This window comes from Saccharopolyspora tripterygii (genome assembly GCF_054778355.1).
Map to the genome: position 1 here is coordinate 38,359 of NZ_BAAGZP010000034.1, position 22,688 is coordinate 61,046.

General features: G+C 71.0%; 20 protein-coding genes. 12 read left to right on the forward strand and 8 right to left on the reverse strand.

From position 1 onward, the window contains the following. Positions 1-2: 2 nt before the first annotated feature. Positions 3-1,268 (forward strand): SLC13 family permease, encoded by a 1,266-nt coding sequence (locus ACYVF3_RS24020; RefSeq protein WP_461156516.1) that lies wholly within the window; start codon positions 3-5, stop codon positions 1,266-1,268. A 111-nt stretch (positions 1,269-1,379) separates the two neighbouring features. Then, complete coding sequence (locus tag ACYVF3_RS24025) at positions 1,380-2,750, forward strand: FAD-binding oxidoreductase (protein WP_461156517.1); 1,371 nt, start codon at positions 1,380-1,382, stop codon at positions 2,748-2,750. 47 nt (positions 2,751-2,797) lie between these two features. Here the strand turns inward: ACYVF3_RS24025 and ACYVF3_RS24030 are convergent, their stop codons facing one another. The 5 genes from ACYVF3_RS24030 to ACYVF3_RS24050 all read right to left on the reverse strand — a co-directional run bounded on the left by ACYVF3_RS24030 (position 2,798) and on the right by ACYVF3_RS24050 (position 8,068). Next, positions 2,798-2,965 carry a hypothetical protein gene (locus tag ACYVF3_RS24030; protein ID WP_461156518.1) on the reverse strand — a complete coding sequence of 56 codons (168 nt, stop codon included), beginning with the start codon at positions 2,963-2,965 and terminating at the stop codon, positions 2,798-2,800. 65 nt (positions 2,966-3,030) lie between these two features. Further along, positions 3,031-4,488 carry an amino acid permease gene (locus ACYVF3_RS24035; RefSeq protein ID WP_461156519.1) on the reverse strand — a complete coding sequence of 486 codons (1,458 nt, stop codon included), beginning with the start codon at positions 4,486-4,488 and terminating at the stop codon, positions 3,031-3,033. 146 nt (positions 4,489-4,634) lie between these two features. Continuing rightward, positions 4,635-6,743 (reverse strand): catalase, encoded by a 2,109-nt coding sequence (locus tag ACYVF3_RS24040; protein WP_461156520.1) that lies wholly within the window; start codon positions 6,741-6,743, stop codon positions 4,635-4,637. Between the two features lie 84 nt (positions 6,744-6,827). After that, entirely contained in the window at positions 6,828-7,328 is a 501-nt protein-coding gene (locus tag ACYVF3_RS24045; RefSeq protein ID WP_461156521.1) for a VTT domain-containing protein, read from the reverse strand. Positions 7,329-7,366: 38 nt separating this feature from the next. Next, positions 7,367-8,068 carry a FadR/GntR family transcriptional regulator gene (locus tag ACYVF3_RS24050; protein WP_461156522.1) on the reverse strand — a complete coding sequence of 234 codons (702 nt, stop codon included), beginning with the start codon at positions 8,066-8,068 and terminating at the stop codon, positions 7,367-7,369. A 181-nt stretch (positions 8,069-8,249) separates the two neighbouring features. On the opposite strand from ACYVF3_RS24050, the gene ACYVF3_RS24055 reads away from it, so the two are divergent. From ACYVF3_RS24055 to ACYVF3_RS24085, 7 genes are all read left to right on the forward strand, one after another. Next, on the forward strand, positions 8,250-9,704 hold the full coding sequence (locus tag ACYVF3_RS24055; RefSeq protein ID WP_461156625.1) for an acyl-CoA synthetase: 1,455 nt from the start codon (positions 8,250-8,252) through the stop codon (positions 9,702-9,704). Beyond that, on the forward strand, positions 9,697-11,034 hold the full coding sequence (locus ACYVF3_RS24060) for a carboxyl transferase domain-containing protein (protein WP_461156523.1): 1,338 nt from the start codon (positions 9,697-9,699) through the stop codon (positions 11,032-11,034). Before ACYVF3_RS24055 ends, ACYVF3_RS24060 begins: the two co-directional genes overlap by 8 nt. Before the next feature lie 168 nt (positions 11,035-11,202). After that, complete coding sequence (locus tag ACYVF3_RS24065) at positions 11,203-11,988, forward strand: 2,3-dihydro-2,3-dihydroxybenzoate dehydrogenase (protein ID WP_461156626.1); 786 nt, start codon at positions 11,203-11,205, stop codon at positions 11,986-11,988. A gap of 25 nt (positions 11,989-12,013) precedes the next feature. Beyond that, a complete protein-coding gene (gene dhbC / locus ACYVF3_RS24070; protein WP_461156524.1) occupies positions 12,014-13,273 on the forward strand; it encodes an isochorismate synthase DhbC in 1,260 nt (419 codons plus the stop codon). A gap of 15 nt (positions 13,274-13,288) precedes the next feature. After that, positions 13,289-14,914 carry a (2,3-dihydroxybenzoyl)adenylate synthase gene (locus tag ACYVF3_RS24075; protein ID WP_461156525.1) on the forward strand — a complete coding sequence of 542 codons (1,626 nt, stop codon included), beginning with the start codon at positions 13,289-13,291 and terminating at the stop codon, positions 14,912-14,914. Between the two features lie 39 nt (positions 14,915-14,953). Beyond that, positions 14,954-15,607 carry an isochorismatase family protein gene (locus ACYVF3_RS24080; protein ID WP_461156526.1) on the forward strand — a complete coding sequence of 218 codons (654 nt, stop codon included), beginning with the start codon at positions 14,954-14,956 and terminating at the stop codon, positions 15,605-15,607. Between the two features lie 32 nt (positions 15,608-15,639). Then, complete coding sequence (locus ACYVF3_RS24085; RefSeq protein WP_461156527.1) at positions 15,640-15,882, forward strand: phosphopantetheine-binding protein; 243 nt, start codon at positions 15,640-15,642, stop codon at positions 15,880-15,882. A 180-nt stretch (positions 15,883-16,062) separates the two neighbouring features. Here ACYVF3_RS24085 and ACYVF3_RS24090 read toward each other — a convergent pair whose 3' ends face one another. Continuing rightward, positions 16,063-17,646, reverse strand: a complete 1,584-nt coding sequence (locus ACYVF3_RS24090) for a beta-N-acetylhexosaminidase (RefSeq protein WP_461156528.1) — start codon at positions 17,644-17,646, stop codon at positions 16,063-16,065. A 115-nt stretch (positions 17,647-17,761) separates the two neighbouring features. Then, positions 17,762-18,616, reverse strand: a complete 855-nt coding sequence (locus ACYVF3_RS24095; protein WP_461156529.1) for an NAD(P)H-binding protein — start codon at positions 18,614-18,616, stop codon at positions 17,762-17,764. Positions 18,617-18,735: 119 nt separating this feature from the next. Between ACYVF3_RS24095 and ACYVF3_RS24100 the strand changes: the two genes are divergently transcribed. Then, positions 18,736-19,317 (forward strand): TetR/AcrR family transcriptional regulator, encoded by a 582-nt coding sequence (locus ACYVF3_RS24100; RefSeq protein ID WP_461156530.1) that lies wholly within the window; start codon positions 18,736-18,738, stop codon positions 19,315-19,317. 3 nt (positions 19,318-19,320) lie between these two features. On the opposite strand, the gene ACYVF3_RS24105 is transcribed toward ACYVF3_RS24100, so the two are convergent. Next, on the reverse strand, positions 19,321-21,201 hold the full coding sequence (locus ACYVF3_RS24105) for a propionyl-CoA synthetase (RefSeq protein ID WP_461156531.1): 1,881 nt from the start codon (positions 21,199-21,201) through the stop codon (positions 19,321-19,323). A 325-nt stretch (positions 21,202-21,526) separates the two neighbouring features. Here ACYVF3_RS24105 and ACYVF3_RS24110 point away from each other — a divergent pair, with 325 nt between their 5' ends. Next, positions 21,527-21,745 (forward strand): hypothetical protein, encoded by a 219-nt coding sequence (locus tag ACYVF3_RS24110; protein WP_461156532.1) that lies wholly within the window; start codon positions 21,527-21,529, stop codon positions 21,743-21,745. A 151-nt stretch (positions 21,746-21,896) separates the two neighbouring features. Beyond that, positions 21,897-22,592 (forward strand): CDP-alcohol phosphatidyltransferase family protein, encoded by a 696-nt coding sequence (locus ACYVF3_RS24115; protein WP_461156533.1) that lies wholly within the window; start codon positions 21,897-21,899, stop codon positions 22,590-22,592. Positions 22,593-22,688 lie beyond the last annotated feature (96 nt).

A 22,688-nucleotide genomic window follows, 5' to 3' on the forward strand; every position in this document is an offset into this window, starting at 1 on the left:
CGATGTCCCCCGAGCTCATCTCGATCCTGGCGCTGGTCGCGATCTTCGTCATCACCGGCGTGTTCTCGGTGAACATGGGAGCGCTGGCCTTCGCCGCGGCGTTCCTCGTCGGCACGCTGGCCGGTGGCATGGACTCCGACGGCATCCTCGCCGGATTCCCCGGCGACATCTTCATGGTCCTCGTCGGCGTGACCTACCTGTTCGCCATCGCCCGGGCCAACGGCACCATCGACTGGCTGGTCTACCGGTCGGTGCAACTGGTGCGGGGCAGGCTCGCGCTGGTGCCGTGGGTGATGCTCGCGGTCTCGGCGCTGCTGACGGCCATCGGCGCGGTCCCGCCCGCGGCCGTGGCGATCATCGCCCCGGTCGCGATGGGACTGGCCGCCCAGCACGGGATCAGCCCGCTGCTGATGTCGGTGATGGTCGTGCACGGCACGATGGTCGGTGGCTTCTCGCCGATCTCGGTGTTCGGAGTCATCGTCAACGGCGTCGTCGACGACAGCGGGCTGTCCGGCAGCCCGCTGTTCCTCTTCTCCGCCAGCTTCGCGCTCAACCTGGTGTTCGCGGCGGTCGCCTTCGTGCTCCTGGGCGGGCGGAAACCCGCGGAGCCGCGGGTTCCGGCGGACGCGCCCGGGGCGGCGCGCGACGACGCGCTGCTGGCGCGGGTGGAGATGAGCAGGGACAAGGCGCTGACCCTGCTGGGCATCCTGACGATGGTCGTGCTGACGCTGTTCCTGGAACTCGACATCGGCCTGGTGGCGATCACCGTCGCCGTGGTGCTCGGCGTGATCTCGCCGCAGGCGCACCGCGACGCCGTCAAGAACGTCACCTGGCCGACCGTCCTGCTGATCTGCGGTGTGCTCACCTACGTCAGCGTGCTGCAGGAGCTGGGCACGGTTGACTACGTCAGCCACGCGGTCAGCAGCATCGGCGTCCCGCTCCTGTCGGCGTTCCTGCTGTGCCTCATCGGTGCGGTGGTGTCGGCCTTCGCGTCGTCGACCGGCCTGCTCGGCGCACTGATCCCGCTCGCGGTGCCGCTCATGGCCGCCGGGCAGGTGGGCGTGGCGGGCATGGTCGCCGCGCTGGCGATCGCCTCGACGGTGGTCGACATCAGCCCGTTCTCCACCAGCGGCGCCATCATGCTCGCCAATTCCCGCGAGCCCGAACGGGATTCGGTGTTCAAGGGTCTCGCCCTCTACGGCGGTGCCATGGTCGTCATCACCCCGGTCGTCGTCTGGATCACCATGATCCTCCCCGGGATCAACTGACGTCGGACCCGCAGCGGAGGGGAGAAGGTCACACGGGCTGGGATCGGACCGTTCGGCCGTCTAGGTTCGCACCGGGAGGACCTGCGTTCGAAGCCTGGGAGAGAAGAGTCGATGACCCCCACCGATGCGCTGCGGGAGCTGCTGCCCGCGGACCGCGTGTTCGACGACCCGGACGTGCTGGCCGCGCACAGCAGGGACCGGGCCACGTTCTGCCCGGCGGGAACCCCGCTGGCGCTCGTGCGGGCGCGCGACACCGGAGACGTCGCGGCGGTGCTGAAGTGGGCCCACCACAACCGGGTGCCGGTCGTGCCGCAGGGAGCGCGGTCCGGCCTGTCCGGTGCGGCCAACGCGCTCGACGGGTGCGTGCTGCTGTCGCTGGAGAAGATGGACGCCATCCTCGACGTCGACGCCGAGGAGCAGCTGGCTGTGGTGCAGCCGGGCGTGGTCAACGGGGTGCTCGCCGCCGCCGTGGCCGAGAAAGGCCTCTTCTACCCACCGGACCCGGGTTCGCGGAGCATCTCCACCATCGGCGGGAACGTCTCCACCAACGCCGGCGGCATGTGCTGCGTGAAGTACGGCGTGACGGGTGACTTCGTCCGCGGCTTGGAGGTCGTGCTGGCCGACGGCCGCGTGATGCGCGCGGGCCGCCGCACCGCCAAGGGCGTCGCCGGCTACGACCTGACGCGGCTGGTGGTCGGCGCCGAGGGAACGCTCGGGGTGGTCACCGAGGTGACCGTGGCGCTGCGCCCGGCGGAAGCCCAGCCGCTGACCGCCGTCGCGTTCTTCCCCGAGGTCGTCGACGCCGCCCGCACCGTCACCGGCTACCTCGCCGGAGGCCACCGGCCCTCGGTGCTGGAGTTCATGGACGCCTCGTCGGTCAAGGCGGTCCAGCAGATCGCCGACCTCGGGTTCCCCGAGGGCATGGCCGCGATGCTGCTGGTGCAGTCCGACCGGGGCGACCAGGCCCCGGCCGACCTCGCCGTCTTCGGCGAGGTGGCCCGCGCGCAGGGCGCGGCCGAGGTCGTGGTCTCCGACAGCGCCGCCGAGGGCGAGATGCTCATGCAGGCCCGCCGGCTGGTCGGCGACGCCCACGAGAAGCTCGGCAAGTCGCTGCTCATCGACGACGTGTGCGTGCCGCGCAGGCACCTGGCCGACCTCGTCGAGGGGCTGCAGCGCATCGCCGAGCAGCACCGCGTGCAGGTGCTGTGCTCCGGGCACGCCGGTGACGGGAACATGCACCCCGTGGTCGCCTTCGACGACACCGACGCGGCCGAGACCGAACGCGCGCAGCGGGCCTTCGACGCGATCATGCAGCTCGGCCTGGACCTGGGCGGCACCATCACCGGCGAGCACGGCGTCGGCCAGCTCAAGCGGGCGTGGCTGGGGCGGGAGCTCGACGAGACGGGGCTGTGGGCCTCGCGCGCGATCAAGAGCGCCCTCGACCCCCACAACATCCTCAACCCCACCCGGGTCCTGCCCTGACACGACGCCGGGCCCCGGCAACCGGGGCCCGGCGTCGTCTCCGGCGATCAGCGGTCGTAGTCGTCCTCGACCGGGACCGCCCGGTACTGCTCGGAGACGTCGGCCGGGTCCGCGTCGAACGGCGTCTCGGTCGGCGCGGCCTCGTCGTCCTCGGGCAGGTCCTCGGCTCGGCGCAGCTGCTCCGCGGCGTCGGCCTCGGGCGTCTCCGGATTCATCGAACCTCCAAGGTGGTGGACTCCGGGCACCACCGACCGTAGCTCCGATCGGCGGTGCCCGTCGCTCAGTCCTCGGAGGGCTGAGCGCCGCGCCGCGCGAGGTGCGCGTGCGTGCGGCCGTAGGCGAAGTAGATCACCAGGCCCAGCACCAGCCACGCGGCGAACCGCAGCCAGGTGACCACGTCCAGGTTCGACATGAGGTACAGGCACGCCACGGCGGTGATGACCGGCAGCACCGGCGACAGCGGCATCCGGAACGGCCGGTGCAGATCCGGCTTGGTCCGTCGCAGCACCGGCACGGCCAGCGCCACGATCAGGAACCCGGACAGCGCGCCGATGCTGACCATGTCCGACAGCTCCGAGATGGGGATGAACCCGCCGAGCAGCATGATCACCACGGCGCCGCCGATGGTCATCCGGTGCGGGGTGCCCCACTTGGAGTGGACCTGCGACAGCTTCGGCGGCAGCAGGCCGTCGCGGCTCATCGCGAAGCCGATGCGCCCGATCGTCACCAGCTCCACCATCATGACCGAGGTCAGACCGGTCACCGCGCCGAGCGAGATCAGCGCGGCCACCCACGGCTGGCCGACGGACTGGAACGCCGCGGCCAGCGGAGCACCTTCGTCGATCTGCCGGTAGTCGACCATCGCGGCCAGCACGACCGCCACCAGGACGTAGAGCAGCGTGCACACGATCAGGCTGCCCAGCAAGCCGGTCGGCAGGTCGCGGTGCGGGCGCTTGGTCTCCTCGCCGAGGTTCGCCAGCGCCTCGAAGCCCGTGTAGGCGAAGAACACGATGGCGGCGGCGGTGAGCACGCCGCCGAAGCCGTAGACCGACTGGTCCAGGCCCAGCAGGGCCGACACCAGCGGCTGCTCCAGCACGCTGGCCCCGCTCTCGGCGGGCTGCGCCGGCGGGATGAACGGGTCCAGGTTGGCGCCGGTGAAGAAGAACAGGCCCGCCACGATGACCAGGACGCACACGGCGACCTTCACCACGACCAGCGCGTTGGTCACCCAGGACGACTCGCGGATGCCGATCACCGCCACCGCGGTCAGCACCGCGATGATCAGCATGGCACCGAGGTTGATGGTGGCGTCCTCGCCGAACCACGCCTCCGGCAGGCCGAGCAGGTTGGCGATGTAGCCCGACCAGCTCCGCGACACCACCGCCGCGCCCAGGGCGAACTCCAGCAGCAGGTCCCAGCCGATGATCCAGGCGAACAGCTCACCCAGCGTCGCGTAGGCGTAGGTGTACGCGCTGCCCGCGGTGGGCACCGCGGACGCCAGCTCGGCGTAGGCCAACGCCGCCAGCGCGGCCACGATGCCGCCGATGATGAAGGACAGCACCACGGCGGGACCGGCGTGGTCCTTGGCCTCCACCCCGGCGAGGGTGAAAACACCGGTCCCGATGATGATTCCGATGCCGAACCCGACGAGCTCCTTGCCGGTGAGCCTGCGGACCAAGCCGCTCCGCTCACCCCGGGCGAGGACGTCCTCGACAGGCAGCGTTCGCAGAATGTTCACGGGCCCGCACGTTAGAAGATCTCACCCCGAATGGCCCGGATGCCCTCGCGGAGTGTGACCCGACTGGTACTCAACATCACCCTCCGTGCGCTCCGGGATCTGCGGGTGATCGTCGCAGAACGCCCGAAGCGCGCGAAGGGGAGCTATCAGGCGGGCACGGAGGACGTGTCCCGGTCCCACTCCCGGTGCCTGCCGAGGGCGGCCGCGAACTCCTCCACGAAGTTCTCCGGCAACGACCCGCCGGTGCTCGCGGCCAGCACGACGCCCCGGTCGGCGGCGAACCCGTCGCGCTCGGCGCGCTCCCGCGCCTGCTCGGCGACCCCCGCCTGGCGCACGACGTCAACGCCCTCGTCGGCGGCGGCGATCGCCTTGTGGTGCTTGTAGGCCTCGGCGACGAAGTGCACGGCGTGCCCGTCGGCGACCAGCGTCCGCGCGCTCTCGGCGCCACCGGGCACGACGACCGCGTCGTAGACCACCGACATCGCCGTGCGCGCCGCGACGTCGACGTCCACTTCGGATCCGCCGTTCCCGCGCACCTTCCCGTCGTGACCGGCGCCGAGGACCTCGACGACCGCGCCGAGCTCGGACAGCTCGCGGCGCAACTGCGCCACCGCGGACGCGTCCACGCCGTCGGCGACCAGGACCGCGACCTTGCGGGTCTCGATGGACTCGGTGGGGGAGTGCGCCTGGCTCAACGCCGGTGAGCTGCGCCCGTGGTTCCCGGCGCCGGCCGCGGGTGCTTCCAGGCCGATCCCGTGCGCGACGGCGGCGGCCAGGTCGTGGTCGATCCGGTTCAGCTCACCGAGCACGCGCTCCCGCACGCCCTGGTCGCCGACCTTGCCCAGTTCGAAGCGGAACGCGTCGACGATGTGCTCCTTCTCCCAGCGGGCCATGCTGTTCCAGAACAGCGCGGGCTGGCTGAAGTGGTCGGAGAAGCTCTCGCTGCGGCGGCGGATCTTCTCGCCGTCCACTCTGGTCTGGTAGTGCCGGAACACCTCGGAGTCGGCGATCGCCGGGCACCCGCCGCCGAGCGTGTTGGGCGAGTAGCTCGTCGTCCCGCGGTGGATCCGCTGCTGCCCGTAGCCGTCTCGCTGGTTGGTCGAGACCTCGGCCACCGGGCGGTTGATGGGGATCTGCGCGAAGTTCGGCCCGCCCAGCCGTATCAGCTGCGTGTCCAGGTAGGAGAAGTTGCGGGCTTGCAGCAGCGGATCGTTGGTGAAGTCGATGCCCGGCACGACGTTGGCGGTGTGGAAGGCGATCTGCTCGGTCTCGGCGAAGAAGTTGTCCGGGTTGCGGTCGAGCACCATCTTGCCCACGGGCCGGACCGGCACCTGCTCCTCGGGGATGATCTTCGTGGCGTCCAGCAGGTCGAAGTCGAAGGCGAACTCGTCGGATTCGTCCACCAGCTGCACCCCCAGCTCCCACTCGGGGAACCGGCCGGATTCGATGGCGTCCCACAGGTCCCGGCGGTTGAAGTCGGCGTCGGCGCCTGCGATCTTCTGGCACTCGTCCCACACCAGCGAGTGGGTGCCCAGCGCCGGCTTCCAGTGGAACTTCACGAACGTCCCCTTTCCCTGGGCGTTGACCAGGCGGAAGGTGTGCACGCCGAAGCCCTGCATCATCCGGTAGCTGCGCGGGATCGCGCGGTCGGACATCAGCCACATGATCGTGTGCAGCGTCTCCGGCTGCAGCGAGACGAAGTCCCAGAGCGTGTCGTGCGCCGAGGCCGCCTGCGGGATCTCGTTGTGCGGCTCCGGTTTGACGGCGTGCACGAAGTCCGGGAACTTGATGCCGTCCTGGATGAAGAACACCGGGAAGTTGTTGCCGACCAGGTCGTAGTTGCCCTGCTCGGTGTAGAACTTCGTGGCGAACCCGCGCACGTCGCGCACCGTGTCGGCGGAACCGCGCGAGCCCGCGACGGTGGAGAACCGCACGAACAGCGGCGTGCGCACCTCCGGGTCGGTCAGGAACTTCGCCACGGTGTAGTCGCCCAGCCAGCCGTCGTAGGGCTGGAAGTGCCCGTAGGCGCCCGCGCCGCGCGCGTGCACCACGCGCTCCGGGATCCGCTCGTGGTCGAAGTGGGTGACCTTCTCCCGGAAGTGGAAGTCCTCCAGCAGCGTGGGACCGCGTTCCCCGGCCTGCAACGAGTCGTCGGTGTGGTCGATGCGCACGCCTTGCTGGGTGGTCAGTTCGGTGTCGTCGGGATCGGCGCGAACTCCGTCGAGCTGCTCGTGCTTGGCATCGCCGCTGGCCATCGGTCGGCTCCCCTCGTCGCGAACGCGGATCAGTTCGGGGATTCCCGGCCGGCGGCCGATCTATGCGCGGACAACCCCTTCGGGTCAGGAACCCAGCCAGCTGACGAGTTCCGGGGCGCCCGCGACCACCAGGAAGTGCCCGATGCGGCCGACCAGGCTCGCCGCGAGGAAGCCGACCAGCGGGAGGCCCGCGGCGCCCGAGAGCAGCGACATCAGGCTGAACGGCGGGATGCCGGGGACGGCGGTGATGGCCAGGACGCCCATGCCCCACCAGGGGTGCTCGCTGGTGCGCTGGTGGAACCGCTCCACCCAGGCCGCCCAGCGGCCGGTGCGCTCCTCGTTCACCCGCTTGCTGAGCCGCTCGCCGAGTGCGAAGCCGCCCTTGCCCGCGAGGTAGAAGATCGTCTTGGCCGCTACCTGGCCGACGGCTGCCGCGATGGCGAAGGCCCACCACGGGACGCTCTGCACCGACGGGACCACGCCGAGCAGGTAGAGCTCGATGTTCACCAGCGGGAAGACCGCGCCCAGGGCAGCGGTGCCCGCAGTGCCCAACAACCAGCCGATCACCGAAGCGCTGACCCCCACGAGAGAAACCTGCGGCAGCCTATCCGGTGGAGCCGGGATCAGGCCTCGGGGTCCCAGTCCAGCAAGCGAACTCGGCTGACCGTGCGCAGGTGGCGGCCCATCGCCGAGGCGGCGGCCCTGGCATCACCGCTCCGGATGGCATCGGCGATGCGCTCGTGCTGGGCGAGCGACTTGGACGGCCTGCGCGGCTGGCGCAGCGACTCGGTGCGGCTCTCGGCGATCTCGCGGGCGATGGTGCGCATGAACTCCGCGAGCAGCGCGCTGTGCGCGGCGGTGGTCACCGCGGCGTGGAACCGCCGGTCGCCGTCCTGGCCGATCTGCCCGGACTCGATCTCGTCGCGCATCGCCGACAGCGCGGCGTCGATCTCGGCCATGTCCTCGTCGGTGCGGCGCGCAGCGGCGAGCTCCGCGAGCTTGGTCTCCAGGCCTTCGCGGGCGTCGAGCACGTCGGGCAGCCGCCGCTTGCGCTCCACCAGCTCCTCGACCGGCTCGGCCTCCAGCGACTCGCGCAGCAGGTAGGTGCCGCCGCCGTGCCGGACCTCGACCAGGCCCTGCACCTCCAGGACCACGATCGCCTGCTTGACCGATGCGCGGCTCACGCCCAGCTGCTCGGCGAGGGTTCGTTCGGGCGGGAGGCGGTCGCCCGCGCGCAACCCGGAGTCGACGACGTGCTCGCGCAACCGCTGGACGACCTGCTCGTAGAGGCGCGGGCGGTTGAGCGGGCGGAGGGAGTCGGACACCGGTGCGCTCCTGAATTCGAAAGAGGCAAACTGGCTGAGCCAATTCTGCCACATTCCCTTGACTCGTTTCGTCCACAGCGGCAAAAGTTGGATCAGCCAGTGGACCAGTGCTGACCCGGGCTTCGCCGGGCGGTGCGCGTCCGCCGGTGAGAAATTGCCCGGTGAGGACCCGGAGGTGGCCATGGCCGACCAGGTGCTGTTCCCGAAGCTGCGCGAACCAGACGACACCGAGGCGCTGCGGTTCGGTCCGCGCGCCCTGACCTACCGGGAACTGGCCGGCCTCGCGGGAGCCATCGCCGAGCGGGTCGCGGGCAAGCGCCGCGTCGCGGTGTGGGCCACCAACACGCTCGAAACGGCCGCGGCCGTCATCGGCGGTCTCGCCGCGGGTGCGGCCGTGGTGCCGGTCAACCCGAAGGTGGGGGAGCGGGAGCTCGCCCACATCCTGGGCGACAGCGAACCCGAACTGCTGCTCGCGGAGCCGGGGTTCACCCCACCCGCCGGGCTCGACGGGGTGGAGATCGCCGAGATCGACCTGAGCGCGCGCGGCGGGGAGCTGCCTGCCGAGGTCGCTGCCGACGCGCCTGCGCTGATCGTCTACACCTCCGGGACCACCGGTCCGCCCAAGGGCGTCGTGCTCCCGCGTCGCGCGCTGAGCGCCAACCTCGACGCCCTGGCTGAAGCCTGGGAGTGGACCTCGGCCGACGTGCTGGCGCACGCGCTGCCGCTGTTCCACGTGCACGGGCTGATCCTCGGCACGCTCGGGCCGGTGCGTCTCGGCGGAACCGTGCACCACCTGGGCAAGTTCTCCTCGCAGGCGATCGCCGAGGAGCTGGCCGGCCCGGCCACGATGATGTTCGGCGTGCCGACCATGTACCACCGGCTGGCCGAGGACGCCGAGAACGACCCGCAGATCGGCCGGTCCGTCGGCAAGGCCCGCCTGCTGGTCTCGGGCTCGGCGGCGCTGCCCGCGGTCGAGCACGAGCGGATCGAGCGGCTCACCGGTCAGCGCGTCGTGGAGCGCTACGGCATGAGCGAGACGATCATGAACTGCGGCGTGCGCGCCGACGGCGATCGCCGTCCGGGCTACGTGGGCAAGCCCTTCGCCGGGGTCGAGCTCAAGCTCGTCGACGAGCAGGGCGCGGAGATCGCCACCAGCGACGACGAGACCGTCGGCGAGATCCTGGTACGCGGTGACAACCTGTTCAGCGGATACCTCAACCGGCCGGACGCCACCGAGGCCGCGTTCGCCGACGGCTGGTTCCGCACGGGTGACATGGCCACCCGCGCGCCCGACGGGTACATCCGCATCGTCGGCCGCAAGGCCACCGACATCATCAAGAGCGGCGGCTACAAGATCGGCGCAGGCGAGATCGAGAACTGCCTGCTGGAGCACCCGGCGGTGGCCGAGGTGGCCGTCACCGGCGAGCCCGACGCCGACCTGGGTGAGCGCATCATCGCCTGGGTGGTGCGTGCCCCCGGCCAGGACGCCGCCGACACCGATCTGGCCGACCACGTCGCCCGCCTGCTCACGCCGCACAAGCGCCCGCGCGAGGTGCGCTACCGAGACGCGCTGCCGCGCAACGAGATGGGCAAGGTCCAGAAGAAGGCCCTGCAGAAGGACTCCGGCAATGGGTGAGCGCAGTCCGGTGCGCGCGCTGGTCGAGAGCATCGGCCAGAGCTTCGCGGAGTTCGCGCCGCCGCCGCTCAAGACCATCGGTGACGGTCCGCTCGGCTGGCCCGGTTACGCCGACCAGCGCGCCCGTGCCGCCGATCGCACCGACGCCGAGGAATCGGTGCTGTGCGGCCGGGGCAAGGTCGGCGAGTGGGAAGCGGTGCTCATCGCGTTCGACTTCGCCTTCCTCGGCGGCTCGGTGGGCGAGGACACCGGTGCGCGCATCGTGGCGGCCTTCGAGCACGCCCGCGAGCACCGGCTGCCGGTGATCTCGCTGGTCGCCTCGGGCGGCAGCCGGATGCAGGAGGGGATCCGCGCGCTGCAGCAGCTGCAGGCGATCTCCCGCGCCTGCCTGCTGACCAGGCAGGACCGCATCCCGCACATCGCAGTGCTGCGCGATCCCACCACGGGCGGCATGTGGGCGTCGCTGGGCGCCGCCGCCGACGTGGTGCTGGCCGTGCCCGGAGCGCGGATCGCCTTCGGCGGTGCGCGGGTGCGCTCGGCGGGGGAGGACGGTGACACCTTCCGGGCGGAGGGCAAGTTCGCCGACGGGCAGGTCGATCGCGTCGTCGAGGAGACGGAGCTCCCGTCCGCGCTCGCGGAGCTGGTGTCCCTGCTGCACCCGGCCAGGCTGACCCGCCCGCCGGAACCGGCTCCGGTCCCGGACGCCCTGGCCGGGGGAACGCCCCCGGAGACGGGGATGCAGGCCGTCGAGCGCGCCCGCGCGGACGACCGGCCTCGGGCCGGGGCTTACCTGGACGCCTACTTCACGTCCCGGTTCGAGATCAGCGGTGATCGCGCCGGAGGCCGCGACGAGGGGATGATCTGCGGCTTCGGCGATCACGGCGGCAGGACGGTCGCCTTCGCCGCCCAGACGGGCAGCGCCAACACCCCGGCGGGCTTCCGCACCGCGGCCCGGCTGATCGGGCTCGCCGACCAGCTGGGGATCCCGGTGCTCACGCTGGTCGACACCCCCGGCGCCGCCAACGACGCCGAGTCCGAGCGCACCGGCATCGGTCCGGCCATCGGCGAGGTCTTCGGCGCCGTCGCGGCGGCCAGGGTTCCGGTGACCACGCTGGTCATCGGCGAGGGCGGCTCCGGAGGTGCGCTGGCGCTGGCGGCGCCGGAACGCACGTGGGTGACCGCGGACGCCTACTTCGCCGTGATCGCGCCGGAGTCCGCCGCCGCGATCCTCAAGCGCGAGCCCTCCCAGGTGCCCGAACTGGCAGCGCACCTCAAGGTCCGTCCGCAGGACCTGCTGGACCTCGGATTCGCCAGGGGAATCGCTCGCTGATCGCCCGGTGCGCCCGTTGCTCTCGTGCGAGCAGCGGATTCGCCCGATGACCGCGCGTCGTCGGTGATCAATGCCACCTCATTGGCGGGAGAAACGGGCCTGGTTCATGTTCTAAACTCAGGCTTGCCTGACGAAGGTTAGGCTAGCCTCAGTTGAGTGAAGGACCAGATGAACCGGACGGGGATCAGCGGCAAGGTCGCCATCGTGACCGGAGCCGGCCAGGGGATCGGTGCCGCGGTGGCCAGAGCGTTCGCCGAGCTGGGCGCCGAGGTCGCGGCCGTGGACCGCGACGGGGACAAGGTCACCGGCACGGCCGAGAAGCTCTCCGCCGACGGGCACCGGGTGCGCGCCTACCGCGCGGACGTGGCCGACCCGGCCGCGGTCACCGAAGTCGTCACGCGAGTGGAAGCCGAGCAGGGGCCCATCGACGTGCTCGCCAACGTCGCGGGCGTGCTGCAGGTCGGGACCGTGCAGGAGATCACCGCCGCCGAGTGGCAGCGCACGTTCGCGGTCAACACCACCGGCGTGTTCAACGTCTGCCGCGAGGTGTCCCGGCACATGATCTCGCGGCGCCGGGGCTCCATCGTGACCGTCGGTTCCAACGCCGCGGGCGTGCCGCGCCACTCGATGGCCGCCTACGCCGCGTCCAAGGCCGCCGCGACCATGTTCACCAAATCCCTGGGGCTGGAGCTGGCCGAGCACGGCATCCGCTGCAACATCGTCGCGCCCGGCTCCACCGACACCGACATGCAGCGCGGGATGTGGAGCGACGCCAACGGCCCGGAACGGGTCATCGCCGGTTCGCCCGAGACCTACAAGGCCGGGATCCCGCTGCGCAAGATCGCGACCCCGGAGGACATCGCCAACGCCGTCGTCTTCCTCGCCTCCGACGAAGCCGGGCACATCACGATGCACGACCTGTACGTCGACGGCGGCGCCACGCTGCGCGCCTGACCCCGTTATTCGCCGAAAGGTTGTCATGACCACGATCGAGACCGACGGGCACGTCGACTCCGTTGCCGACGACGCACTCGCCGACGACGCCGCGGCGCGCCTGCTGGCCGCCTACGAGCAGGGGCAGTCGTTCCTGTTCTCCAGCCCGCGCGGGGTGCTGCTGACCCGCGGCGTGGCCGCCACGATGTCCAAGACCCAGTGCGCGCGCTCCGACCTGCCCGCCAGGATGCAGGAATTCCTCGACGGCGCGATGGAGTTCGGCCGCCGCAACCCGATGGTCGTCGGCGCGGTGCCCTTCGGCGGCACCCTGCCCGCGCACCTCGTGCTGCCCGAGGAAGTCGTGCGCGCCGAACCGCTGAACGTGCTGGTGCCGCAGCAGAAACCGGTCTCCGCCCCGACCTGCGCGGTCCGCCAGGTGCCCGAGCCCGACGAGTACGAGCGCGGCGTGGCGCGGGCTCTGCGCAGGATGGAGCACGGCGACCTCACCAAGGCCGTGCTCGCCCGCAGCCTGGAACTGACCTCCACGGAATCGATCGACGTGCTGGAGGTGCTGCGCAACCTGGCGATGGCCGACCCCGCCAGCTACACCTTCGCCGTGGACCTGCCGCGCCGCGGCCAGGACGGCACCCGCGACAGCTACGGACCGCACCCCGCGCTGGAACGCACCTTCCTGGGCGCGAGCCCGGAACTGCTGGTGTCGCGCCGCGGGACGAAGGTCCGCTCCAACCCGATGGCCGGTTCGCGGCCGCGCAGCACGGACCCGGTGGAGGACGAGCGCCGTGCCGCCGAGCTCGCCGCCTCCGAGAAGGACCACCGCGAGCACGCGGTGGTGGTGGAAGCCGTGGCCGACGCGCTGCGCCCGTTCTGCTCCGAGCTGCACGTGCCGCAGCCGCCGACGGTGATCGGCACCAACGCGATGTGGCACCTGGCCACCGAGGTCACCGGCGAACTGCGGGACAGCTCGACGACCTCGCTGCACCTGGCCGACGCGCTGCACCCGACACCGGCCGTCTGCGGCACCCCGATCGACCGCGCCCGCGAGGTCATCGCCGAGACCGAGCCGTTCGAGCGCGGCTACTACGCGGGCATGGTCGGTTGGTGCGACGCCGCCGGTGACGGCGAGTGGGTGGTGGCGATCCGCTGCGCCGAGGTCGAGGACGAGTCGATGCGCCTGTTCGCCGGAGCGGGAATCGTGCCGGGCTCCGACCCGGCGGACGAACTCGCCGAGACCTCCGCGAAGTTCCGCACCGCGCTCACCGCGATGGGCCTGAACCAGGCAGTCTGAGGGGAATCACCGATCATGACCGCACATCTGCCCGGAGTGACCCTCTGGCCGGACGAGCTCGCCGAGCGCTACCGGTCCGCCGGGTACTGGCAGGGCTACACCTTCGGCCAGCTGCTGCGAGTGCGTGCCACCAAGCACCCCGACCGCGTCGCGGTCGTCGAGGGCGAACGCCGGATCACCTACGGCGAACTGGATCGCCGCTCCGACCGGCTGGCGGCCGGGCTGCGCGAGCGGGGGATCGGCAAGGGCGACCGGGTGGTCGTCCAGCTGCCCAACGTCGCCGAGTTCTTCGAGGTCTGCTTCGGGCTGTTCCGGCTGGGCGCGGTTCCGGTGTTCGCGCTGCCCTCGCACCGGATGACCGAGATCTCCTACTTCTGCGAGTTCAGCGAGGCCGCCGCCTACATCACCGTCGACGTCGAAGCAGGCTTCGACCACCGCGCGCTGGCCGCCGACGTCGCCGCCAAGCAGGAGGGGCTGCAGGTGTTCGTCGTCGGCGACGCCGGCGAGTTCACCGCGCTGTCCGATGTGGACGTCGAACCGGCGGAGCTGGACGAGCCCACTCCGGGCGACATCGCGTTCCTGCAGCTCTCCGGCGGCAGCACCGGCGTGCCCAAGCTCATCCCGCGCACCCACGACGACTACATCTACTCGTTCCGCGCCAGCAACGAGATCTGCGGGGTCACCGAGCACACCGTCTACCTGGTGGCGCTGCCCGCAGCCCACAACTTCCCGATGAGCTCGCCCGGCACCTTCGGCGTCCTGCACGCCGGCGGGCGCGTGGTGCTGGCTCGCCGGCCGAGCCCGGACGAGGTGTTCCCGCTCGTCGAGCGGGAGCGGGTGACGCTCACGGCCGCGGTGCCGCCGCTCGCGCTGCTGTGGCTCGACGCCGCCGCCGACGGCGAGCACGACCTGTCGAGCCTGGAGGTGCTGCAGGTCGGCGGCGCCAAGTGCAGCGAAGAGGTCGCCCGTCGGGTCCGCCCGACGCTCGGAGCCACGCTGCAGCAGGTCTTCGGCATGGCCGAGGGACTGGTCAACTACACGCGGCTGGACGACCCCGAGGACGTCATCGTCACCACGCAGGGACGGCCCATCTCGCCCGACGACGAGGTCCTGGTGGTCGACGACGAGGACGTGCCCGTGCCTGCCGGGGAGACCGGGCACCTGCTGACCCGCGGCCCGTACACGATCCGCGGCTACTACAAGGCCGACGAGCACAACGCCCGCGCCTTCACACCGGAGGGCTTCTACCGCACGGGCGACGTCGTCCGGTTCACCGCGGAGGGCAACATCGTCGTCGAGGGCCGGGCGAAGGACCAGATCAACCGCGGTGGCGAGAAGGTCGCCGCCGAGGAGGTGGAGAACCACCTGCTGGCCCACCCCGCCGTGCACGACGCCGCCGTGGTGTCCATGCCGGACGACTACCTGGGTGAGCGGACCTGCGCGTTCGTCGTCCCGCGCGGGACGCGGCCCAAGGCGCGCGAGCTGATCAAGTTCGTCCGCGAGCGCGGCCTGGCCGGGTTCAAGGTGCCCGACCGCGTGGTGTTCGTCGAGGAGTTCCCGCAGACCGGCGTCGGCAAGGTCTCCAAGCGCGATCTGCGCGAGGCCATCAGCCGCGAGCTCGTGCCGAAGCTGGGCCTCTGACAAGGACTTTCCAAGAGCGAAGACATCGAAGGGGGAGCCGTGGCGCTTCCGAGCATCGCACCCTACAGCGTTCCGCAGGCCGGTGACCTGCCGCAGAACAAGGTCTCCTGGCGGCCGGACCCGGAACGCGCGGTGCTGCTGATCCACGACATGGAGCGGCACTTCGTCAACGCGTTCACGCCCGATCGCGAGCCGCTGAACCAGGTGGTGCCCAACATCGCGATGCTGCGCGAACGCGCCCGCGCCGCAGGCGTTCCCGTCGTCTACTGCGCTCAGCCGGGCGGGCAGACCCCCGAGCAGCGCGGTCTGCAGCTGGAGTGGTGGGGTCCGGGCGTCGCCGATCCGGCGATGGAGGCGATCATCGACGAGCTGGCGCCCGGCGCGGGTGACGTGCGGCTGACCAAGTGGCGCTACAGCGCGTTCCAGCGCACCGACCTGCGTCGCCGGATGCAGGAGTGGGGTCGCGATCAGCTGATCATCACCGGCATCTACGCCCACATCGGCTGCCTGATGACCGCTTCGGAGGCCTTCCAGCAGGAGGTGCAGGCGTTCTTCGTCTCCGACGCGGTCGCCGACTTCTCCCGCGCCGACCACGACATGGCCGTGTCCTACGCCGCGCGCAACTGCGGGGTCGTCGACACGACTCGCAACCTGAGCCGCGATCTGGTCGCGCACGAATCCGAAGTCGCCTGAACCCCACCACTTCAGCAGGAGGATCCCGAACGATGCCGGAGAAGCTCACCCTCGAAGCGGTTCGCGAGCAGGTCGCCGAGCTGCTCTACGAGGAGCCCTCGGAACTCACCGACGACGAGGACCTCATCGACTGGGGCCTCGACTCGGTCCGGATCATGACGCTGGTCGAGAAGTGGCGCAAGCAAGGCGTCCAGGTCACCTTCGCCGACCTCGCCGAGCGCCCCACCCTCGCCGACTGGTGGAAGGTCCTCGAACCCAAGGTCAACGAGTCCTGACCCCGACCCCCAGCATTCGGGCTTTCCCGCGAACCTGAACTTTCCCACTCACCCGGGTGCGAAAGCCCGGCTCAGCGAGTTCTGCTCAGATCTCGCGCGAAAAATCGAATCACCCCTGCCTGGCGGGAGCCGGCGACGCTTCGTGCGAGGTCGCCGGCACCCGCCAGTGCGGGGTGGTGGTCACTCGGTCCAGGGGATTTGGGGACTCCGGTAGAAGTCCTGGCCCGCTGCCTGCCAGCGGGGGCCCTGGTCGGCCAGGCGGGTCTTGAAGGACTCCCAGTCGTGGGTGCTCTTCGGCGACCAGCCGAGCTCGGCGATGGCGGGAAGGCGCGGGAAGGCCATGAACTCGATGTGCTGCGAGGTTTCGAGGGTCTCGCTGAACATCGGTGCCTCCACGCCGAGGATCGACTCCTCCGGGAGCTGCAGGTGGTCGGCGGGGTCCCAGCCGTAGGCGTCGGCGACCTCGATGAAACCGGCCCACTGCAGGCCCAGCGGCGTGTTCTCGTCGTACTTCATGTCCATGTAGGACTTGTTCGCCGGCGAGGCCAGGACCTTGTTGCCGCGCGCGATGCCCTCGTTGAGCAGCGGGTCGCCGTTGGTGGTGCCCCAGAACTGCAGTGCCGCGTCACCTTCCGGGGCGGCCTTGGCGTACTCGTGCCAGCCGAGCGGCTTCTTGCCGTACTTCTCCACCAGCGGCAGCACCTTCGACATGAAGGCGACGTAGTCCTCGTCGGTGGTGGAGTGCGCCTCGTCGCCGCCGATGTGCAGGTAGGGGCCGGGGGTCAGTGCCGCCAGCTCGCGGATGACGTCCTCGACGAACGTGTAGGTGATGTCGGAGTTCACGCACAGCGAGCTGAACCCGACCTCGATGCCGGTGTAGGGCGGCGGGGCGACGCCGTCGCAGTTGAGCTCCGCGTAGGACGACAGCGCGGCGTTGGTGTGGCCCGGCATGTCGAGCTCGGGGATCACCGTGATGTGCCGGGAGGCGGCGTAATCGACGATCTCGCTGTAGTCCTGCTGCGTGTAGAACCCGCCCGGCGTGCCGCCGACCTCGGTCTGCGCGCCGACCTCGGTCAACCGCGGCCAGCTGTTGATCTGCAGCCGCCAGCCCTGGTCGTCGGTCAGGTGCAGGTGCAGTTTGTTGATCTTGTACTTGGCGATCTGGTCGATGTAGCGCTTGACCATGTCGACGGTGAAGAAGTGCCGCGCCGGATCGAGCTGCGCCGAGCGGTGCCCGAACCGGGGCTTGTCGGTGATCTCGCCCCCGGGCATCGTCCACGGGCCGGGCTGCGCGGTCGCGCTCTCGATGCCCGCGGGCAGCAGCTGCCGCAGCGTCTGCACGGCGTTGAACAGCCCGTCCGGGCTCGTGGCGTGCACCTGCACCGCGTCGTCGGCGACCTGCAGCCGGTAGCCCTCCGGGCCGAGCGCGGGATCGCCGTCCAGCGCCAGCGCGATGTCACCGGTGCCCGCCAGCGCGGGGTTGACCGGCACGGGGAACCCGGTCGAGGGCCGCAGCACGCCGGCCAGGTACTCGCCGACCCCGGCGGCCTCGCCGGGCGCCAGGATCGCGGTCTGCTCGGAGAGCTCGAAGTCCGCAGCGGGGTTCGGCGTCACCGACTCCGGGGCGGGCACGATGGTGTCCATCGCGGAGGCCGGGGGTGCGGGATCACCGCCTGCCGGAACCGCTGTTCCGGCGGCCAGCAGAGCTCCGGCGACGACGGCCATTCCGGCCCTCGCCGCCCTCGATCGGGGTCGTGCGCTCATCGTCGTGGCTCCATTCTCGGGGGAACGGTGACCATAAAGGTATAGACCAAAACACTCCGCGGAAGCGCCCGAACGGACGTAACGGACTAGCCGTACCCGCGCAGTCGGGCGCGGATCACGCGGTGAAGGCCTCCGCGAGCCGCTCGGCGACCGTGCGGGGCTGTCGTCCGAGGAGTTCGGGCAGCAGCGGGTCGGTGTGCGCGAAGTGCCCGGCGCGGGTCGCCCGGTGCCAGCTGAGCATGAACTCGGCCGCCTCCGGCGGCGTGCCGTTCGCGACCTCGTCGGCGATCCACTGCTCGTCGTCCACCACGACGCGCTCGACGGCGCGACCGGTGAGCTCGGAGGTGATCTCGGCGAGATCGCCCAAGGTGACGGCGGTCGCAGCGGTGAGCGTGACCGGCCCGTCGCGGTGGTGTTCGCCGGCCAGCACGGCTGCCGTCGCCTCCGCGATGTCCGCGCGGTCGGTGTAGGGCACCGGGCCGTCGGCGGGCTGAGCGACCTCCCCGGTCTGCGACCACGGGCCCAGCACCACGTCCAGCGGGCCGTAAGCGGCGTTGCGCAGGGACGTCCAGGCGAGCCCGGAGTCGGCGAGCATGGCCTCGGTGGCGACGTGGATCTGCGACGCCGGGTAGGGGTTGTCCGGGGTGGCGGCGTGCTGGCCGGTGTAGATCACCCGCTGGACGCCGGCGGCGACGGCGGCCTCGATCGCGTTGCCGTGCAGCTCGACGAGATCGGCCGTCGGGTCGTTGCCGGACACCAGCAGCACCTGGTCCGCACCCTCGAACGAGTCCCGCAGTGAGGCGGGTTCCTCGTAGGAGCCCCGCCGCACGCGCACTCCGCGGTCGGCGAGGTGACCGGCTCTGCGGGGGTCGCGGACGCTGACGCCGACCCGCTCGGCGGGCAGGCGCTGGAGGAGGTGTTCGACGGTCGCGCCGCCCAACCCCCCGGTGGCACCGGTGACGACGATCATGGTCCTGCCCTTCCGCTCGCTAAGTTGACCAACTGGGTCACTTTCGTTCTGGTCGCGACCGTAGGTAAGATGACCGACCGAGTCAACTTGGGGTCGCGACGGCGAGGGACGGTGCTGGGATGAGCGGTGGAGCGCCTTCAACACCACGGCTGCGCGCCGACGCCCGGCGCAACGCCGACCAGATCCGGCGCGCCGCGATCGACGCCTTCCAGGGGCGGGGCCTCACCGTGCCGCTGGAGGAGGTCGCCCAGGCGGCAGGCGTGAGCAAGGCGACGATCTTCAACCGGTTCGGCGGGCGGATCGGCCTCATCGACGCCGTCATCGAAGAGGTCGTCTCCGTCGAGCTGCGCGACATCATCGACCGCACGCGCGCCATCGACGATCCCTGGGAGCGGGTCGCGCACTACCTCACCGCGATCCGCGATCTCCAGCACCGCCAGCCCGCCGCCAATGACGCCCTGCTGCAGGTGTACCCCGAGGCGCAGAGCCTGGTGGAGATCTGCCGGATCGGGAGCGAGATCAACGACGAGCTCATCGCGTCGGGCCGCGTCTCGGGCGCGGTGCGCGCGGAGTTCACCGCGGACGACCTGCGCGCGCTCGTGCACGACAACGCGCTCGCGCTCAAGCACGGTCCTCGTCCCCGCCGGGAGGACTACGACCGCCGCACCGCCTTCCTCCTCGACGGGATCCGCAGGCGGTAGGGGTCAGCCCTCGCCGCGCAGCGACGGGCGCAGGGTGTCGAGCACCGAGGGGTCCTCGATGGTGGAGGGCACGTTCGTGTCGCCGCGATCGGCGATCTCGCGCATCGACTTGCGGAGGATCTTGCCCGAGCGGGTCTTGGGCAGCCCGTCGACGACGGAGACGTCGCGGAACGCCGCCACCGGGCCGATCTGGTCGCGCACCGCAGCCACCAGTTCGTCGCGCAGCGTCTCGGGTGCGATGTCCACACCGGACTTGAGCACCACGAACCCGCGCGGCACTTGGCCTTTGAGCTCGTCGCGAACGCCGATCACCGCGCACTCGGCCACCGCGGGATGCGCCGCCAGCACCGCCTCCATCGACCCCGTCGACAACCGGTGACCCGCCACGTTGATCACGTCGTCGGTGCGGCCCATGACGAACACGTACCCGTCGGCGTCGACGTAGCCGTTGTCGCCGGTGAGGTAGTAGCCCTCGTAGCGCGACAGGTACGACTCGTGGAAACGCGCGTCGTCGCCCCACAACGTCGGCAGCGTGCCCGGCGGCAGCGGCAGCTTCAGGCAGATCGCCCCGTCGGTCTCGGGAGGCAGCGGGTTGCCCGCCTGGTCCAGCACCTCGATCTCGTAGCCCGGTACCGGCACCGTCGGCGAACCCGGCTTGACCGGCATCGGTTCCAGCCCGCGCAGGTTCGCGCAGATCGGCCAGCCCGTCTCCGTCTGCCACCAGTGGTCGATCACCGGCACGCCCAGCTTCTCGGCCGCCCAGTGGTAGGTCTCCGGATCCAGCCGCTCACCGGCCAGGAACAGCGTTTCCAGGCAGGAGATGTCGTGCTCGGCGAGCTGCGCGCCGTCCGGGTCGACGCGCTTGATCGCGCGCAGCGCCGTCGGCGCGGTGAACAGCGCCTTGGCCCGGTGCTGCGCGATGACCCGCCAGAACGCGCCCGCGTCCGGGGTTCCCACCGGCTTGCCCTCGTAGACCACCGTCGTCGCCCCGGTCAGCAGCGGCGCGTAGACGATGTAGGAGTGGCCGACCACCCAGCCCACGTCGGAGGCGGTCCAGAAGACCTCGCCGGGTGAGATGTCGTAGATGTTGGTCATCGACCACCGCAGCGCCACCGCGTGCCCGCCGTTGTCGCGCACCACGCCCTTGGGCTTGCCCGTGGTCCCCGAGGTGTAGAGGACGTAGAGCGGGTCGGTGGCCGCCACCGGGACGCAGTCGGCCGGCTCGGCCGAGGCCACCGCGTCCTCCCAGTCGACATCGCGCGGGCCGAGCTCGGCTCGCGCCTGCTCGCGCTGGAACACGATGACCTTGCCGGGCTGGTGCTCGGTCTGGCTCAGCGCTTCGTCGACGATCGGCTTGTACTCCACGACCCGGTTGGGCTCCAGGCCGCAGGACGCCGCCACGATGACGGTGGGCAGCGCGTCGTCGATGCGGGCCGCGAGCTCCTTGGGCGCGAAGCCGCCGAAGACCACCGAGTGCACGGCCCCGATCCGCGCGCACGCCAGCATCGCGACCGCGGCCTCGGGGATCATCGGCAGGTAGAGCACGACCCGGTCGCCCTTGTTCACGCCCTGCGCCCGCAGCGCACCCGCGAAGCGGGCGACCCGGTCCAGCAGCTCCCGGTAGGTCCAGGTCCGCACGACACCGGACATCGCCGAGTCCCAGATCAGCGCGGGCTGCTCGCCCCGGCCGTCGCGCACGTGCCGGTCCAGCGCGTTGAAGCAGGTGTTGAGCTCGCCGTCCGGGAACCACCGGTACATCGGGGCGGCGGAGTCGTCCAGCGCCCGGGTCGGCTCGCGGTCCCAGTCGATCGCGCGCGCCGCGTCGAGCCAGAAACCCTCGCGGTCGGTCAGGCTCCGCTGGTAGTTCTCCGCGTACTCACCCATCGACCGACTACCTCCCGCGTCCGCTGTGACAACGCCTGTGTCGTACCCCAGATCCGATCTTCGCGCCAGAGCTGCCCGCGGCCGTCCTGGGCCGAACGCGTTCGTCATGAGCGAACGCGTTCGGCCGGACCGGTCAGCGGGAGTTCGGTCGCGCTGCATCCGCATGCGCATTCGGCGACGCCGCGCCGCCGCTGGGCGCAGCGGGTGCGTTTCCGGCGCGCTGGCACGACTTCCAGGCCCCACACTCGGTGTCGAGCCGATGGCCGGGCTAACACCCAGGTGTCCCGCGCCGACAAATGAATCGGAGGTGCTACGAAATATGAGCATGATGGAACCGGCACAGCCTCCCAGGGCACTGGCGACCGTCGAAGAGCCGAACGACCTTCCCACCGCGCCGTGCAGCGTGGTCTGGAGCGGCGGCCACTCCTACGTCCGAGAGGGAACCGCGGGCGCCCGCTGGGCGGGCGTGGACGATCGCGGCCGAGCCCGGTTCCTGACCGATGCCGAGTTGTGCCGCCGGGGGTGGAGCCGCACTCGCGGCTGAGCCGCACGTGTGTCTTCCTGCGGCGCAGGGTGTCCCGGCTCCGGCTGGCCGCCAAGTGGGTTGCGCTGGCGATATGAGACCCTGATCCGGTCAGGATGCACAGGTGTGCACCCGTTGCGGGGCCGTGCGCACAACCATTCAGGGGAGGCTCGTGGTGCAGGACGCCGAGCGCACCACGGAAAACACCACGAGCGGGCCGCGGGCCGAGGGCGAGCTGGACCACCCGGGGCCGGGAGATCCGGGCCTGGACCGGATCCGCGAGGTCGCCCGCGACGTCTGGGCCGACCCGTGGTGGACGCTGCCGAACCTGCTCAGCGTGATCCGCCTGGCCGGCGTGCCGGTGTTCCTCTGGCTGCTGCTCGGACCGCAAGCCGACCTGCTCGCCCTGCTGGTCCTGGTGATCAGCGGCGCCACCGACTGGCTCGACGGCAAGCTCGCCCGCTGGCTCAACCAGTACAGCCGCATCGGCGAACTCCTCGACCCCGCCGCCGACCGGCTCTACATCGTGGCCACCCTGATCGCCTTCGTGCTGCGCGACGTCATCCCGTGGTGGATGGCCGTCGCCCTCGTGGTCCGCGACGTCGTGCTCACGCTGTGCCTGCCCGTGCTGCGCTGGCACGGCTACGAGCCGCCCGAGGTGCACTACCTGGGCAAGGCCGCCACCTTCTGCCTGATGTACGCGTTCCCCCTGCTCCTGCTGGTGCAGGACGACTTCACCGGGGCCGACGTGGTGCGCCCGATCGCCTACGCCTTCACCGCCTGGGGCGGCGCGCTGTACCTGTGGGCGGGCGTGCTCTACCTGGCCCAGGTCATCGCCGCCGTGCGCGGGACCCGCGCACGCACCTGATCGCGCTGCGCGTCGTCTTGCGGCTTTCGGCGGCCGGTGAATACGCTCGCCGCGCCGATCACTCGGCATCTTGCACACAGCGGACGAAAGGCGGGA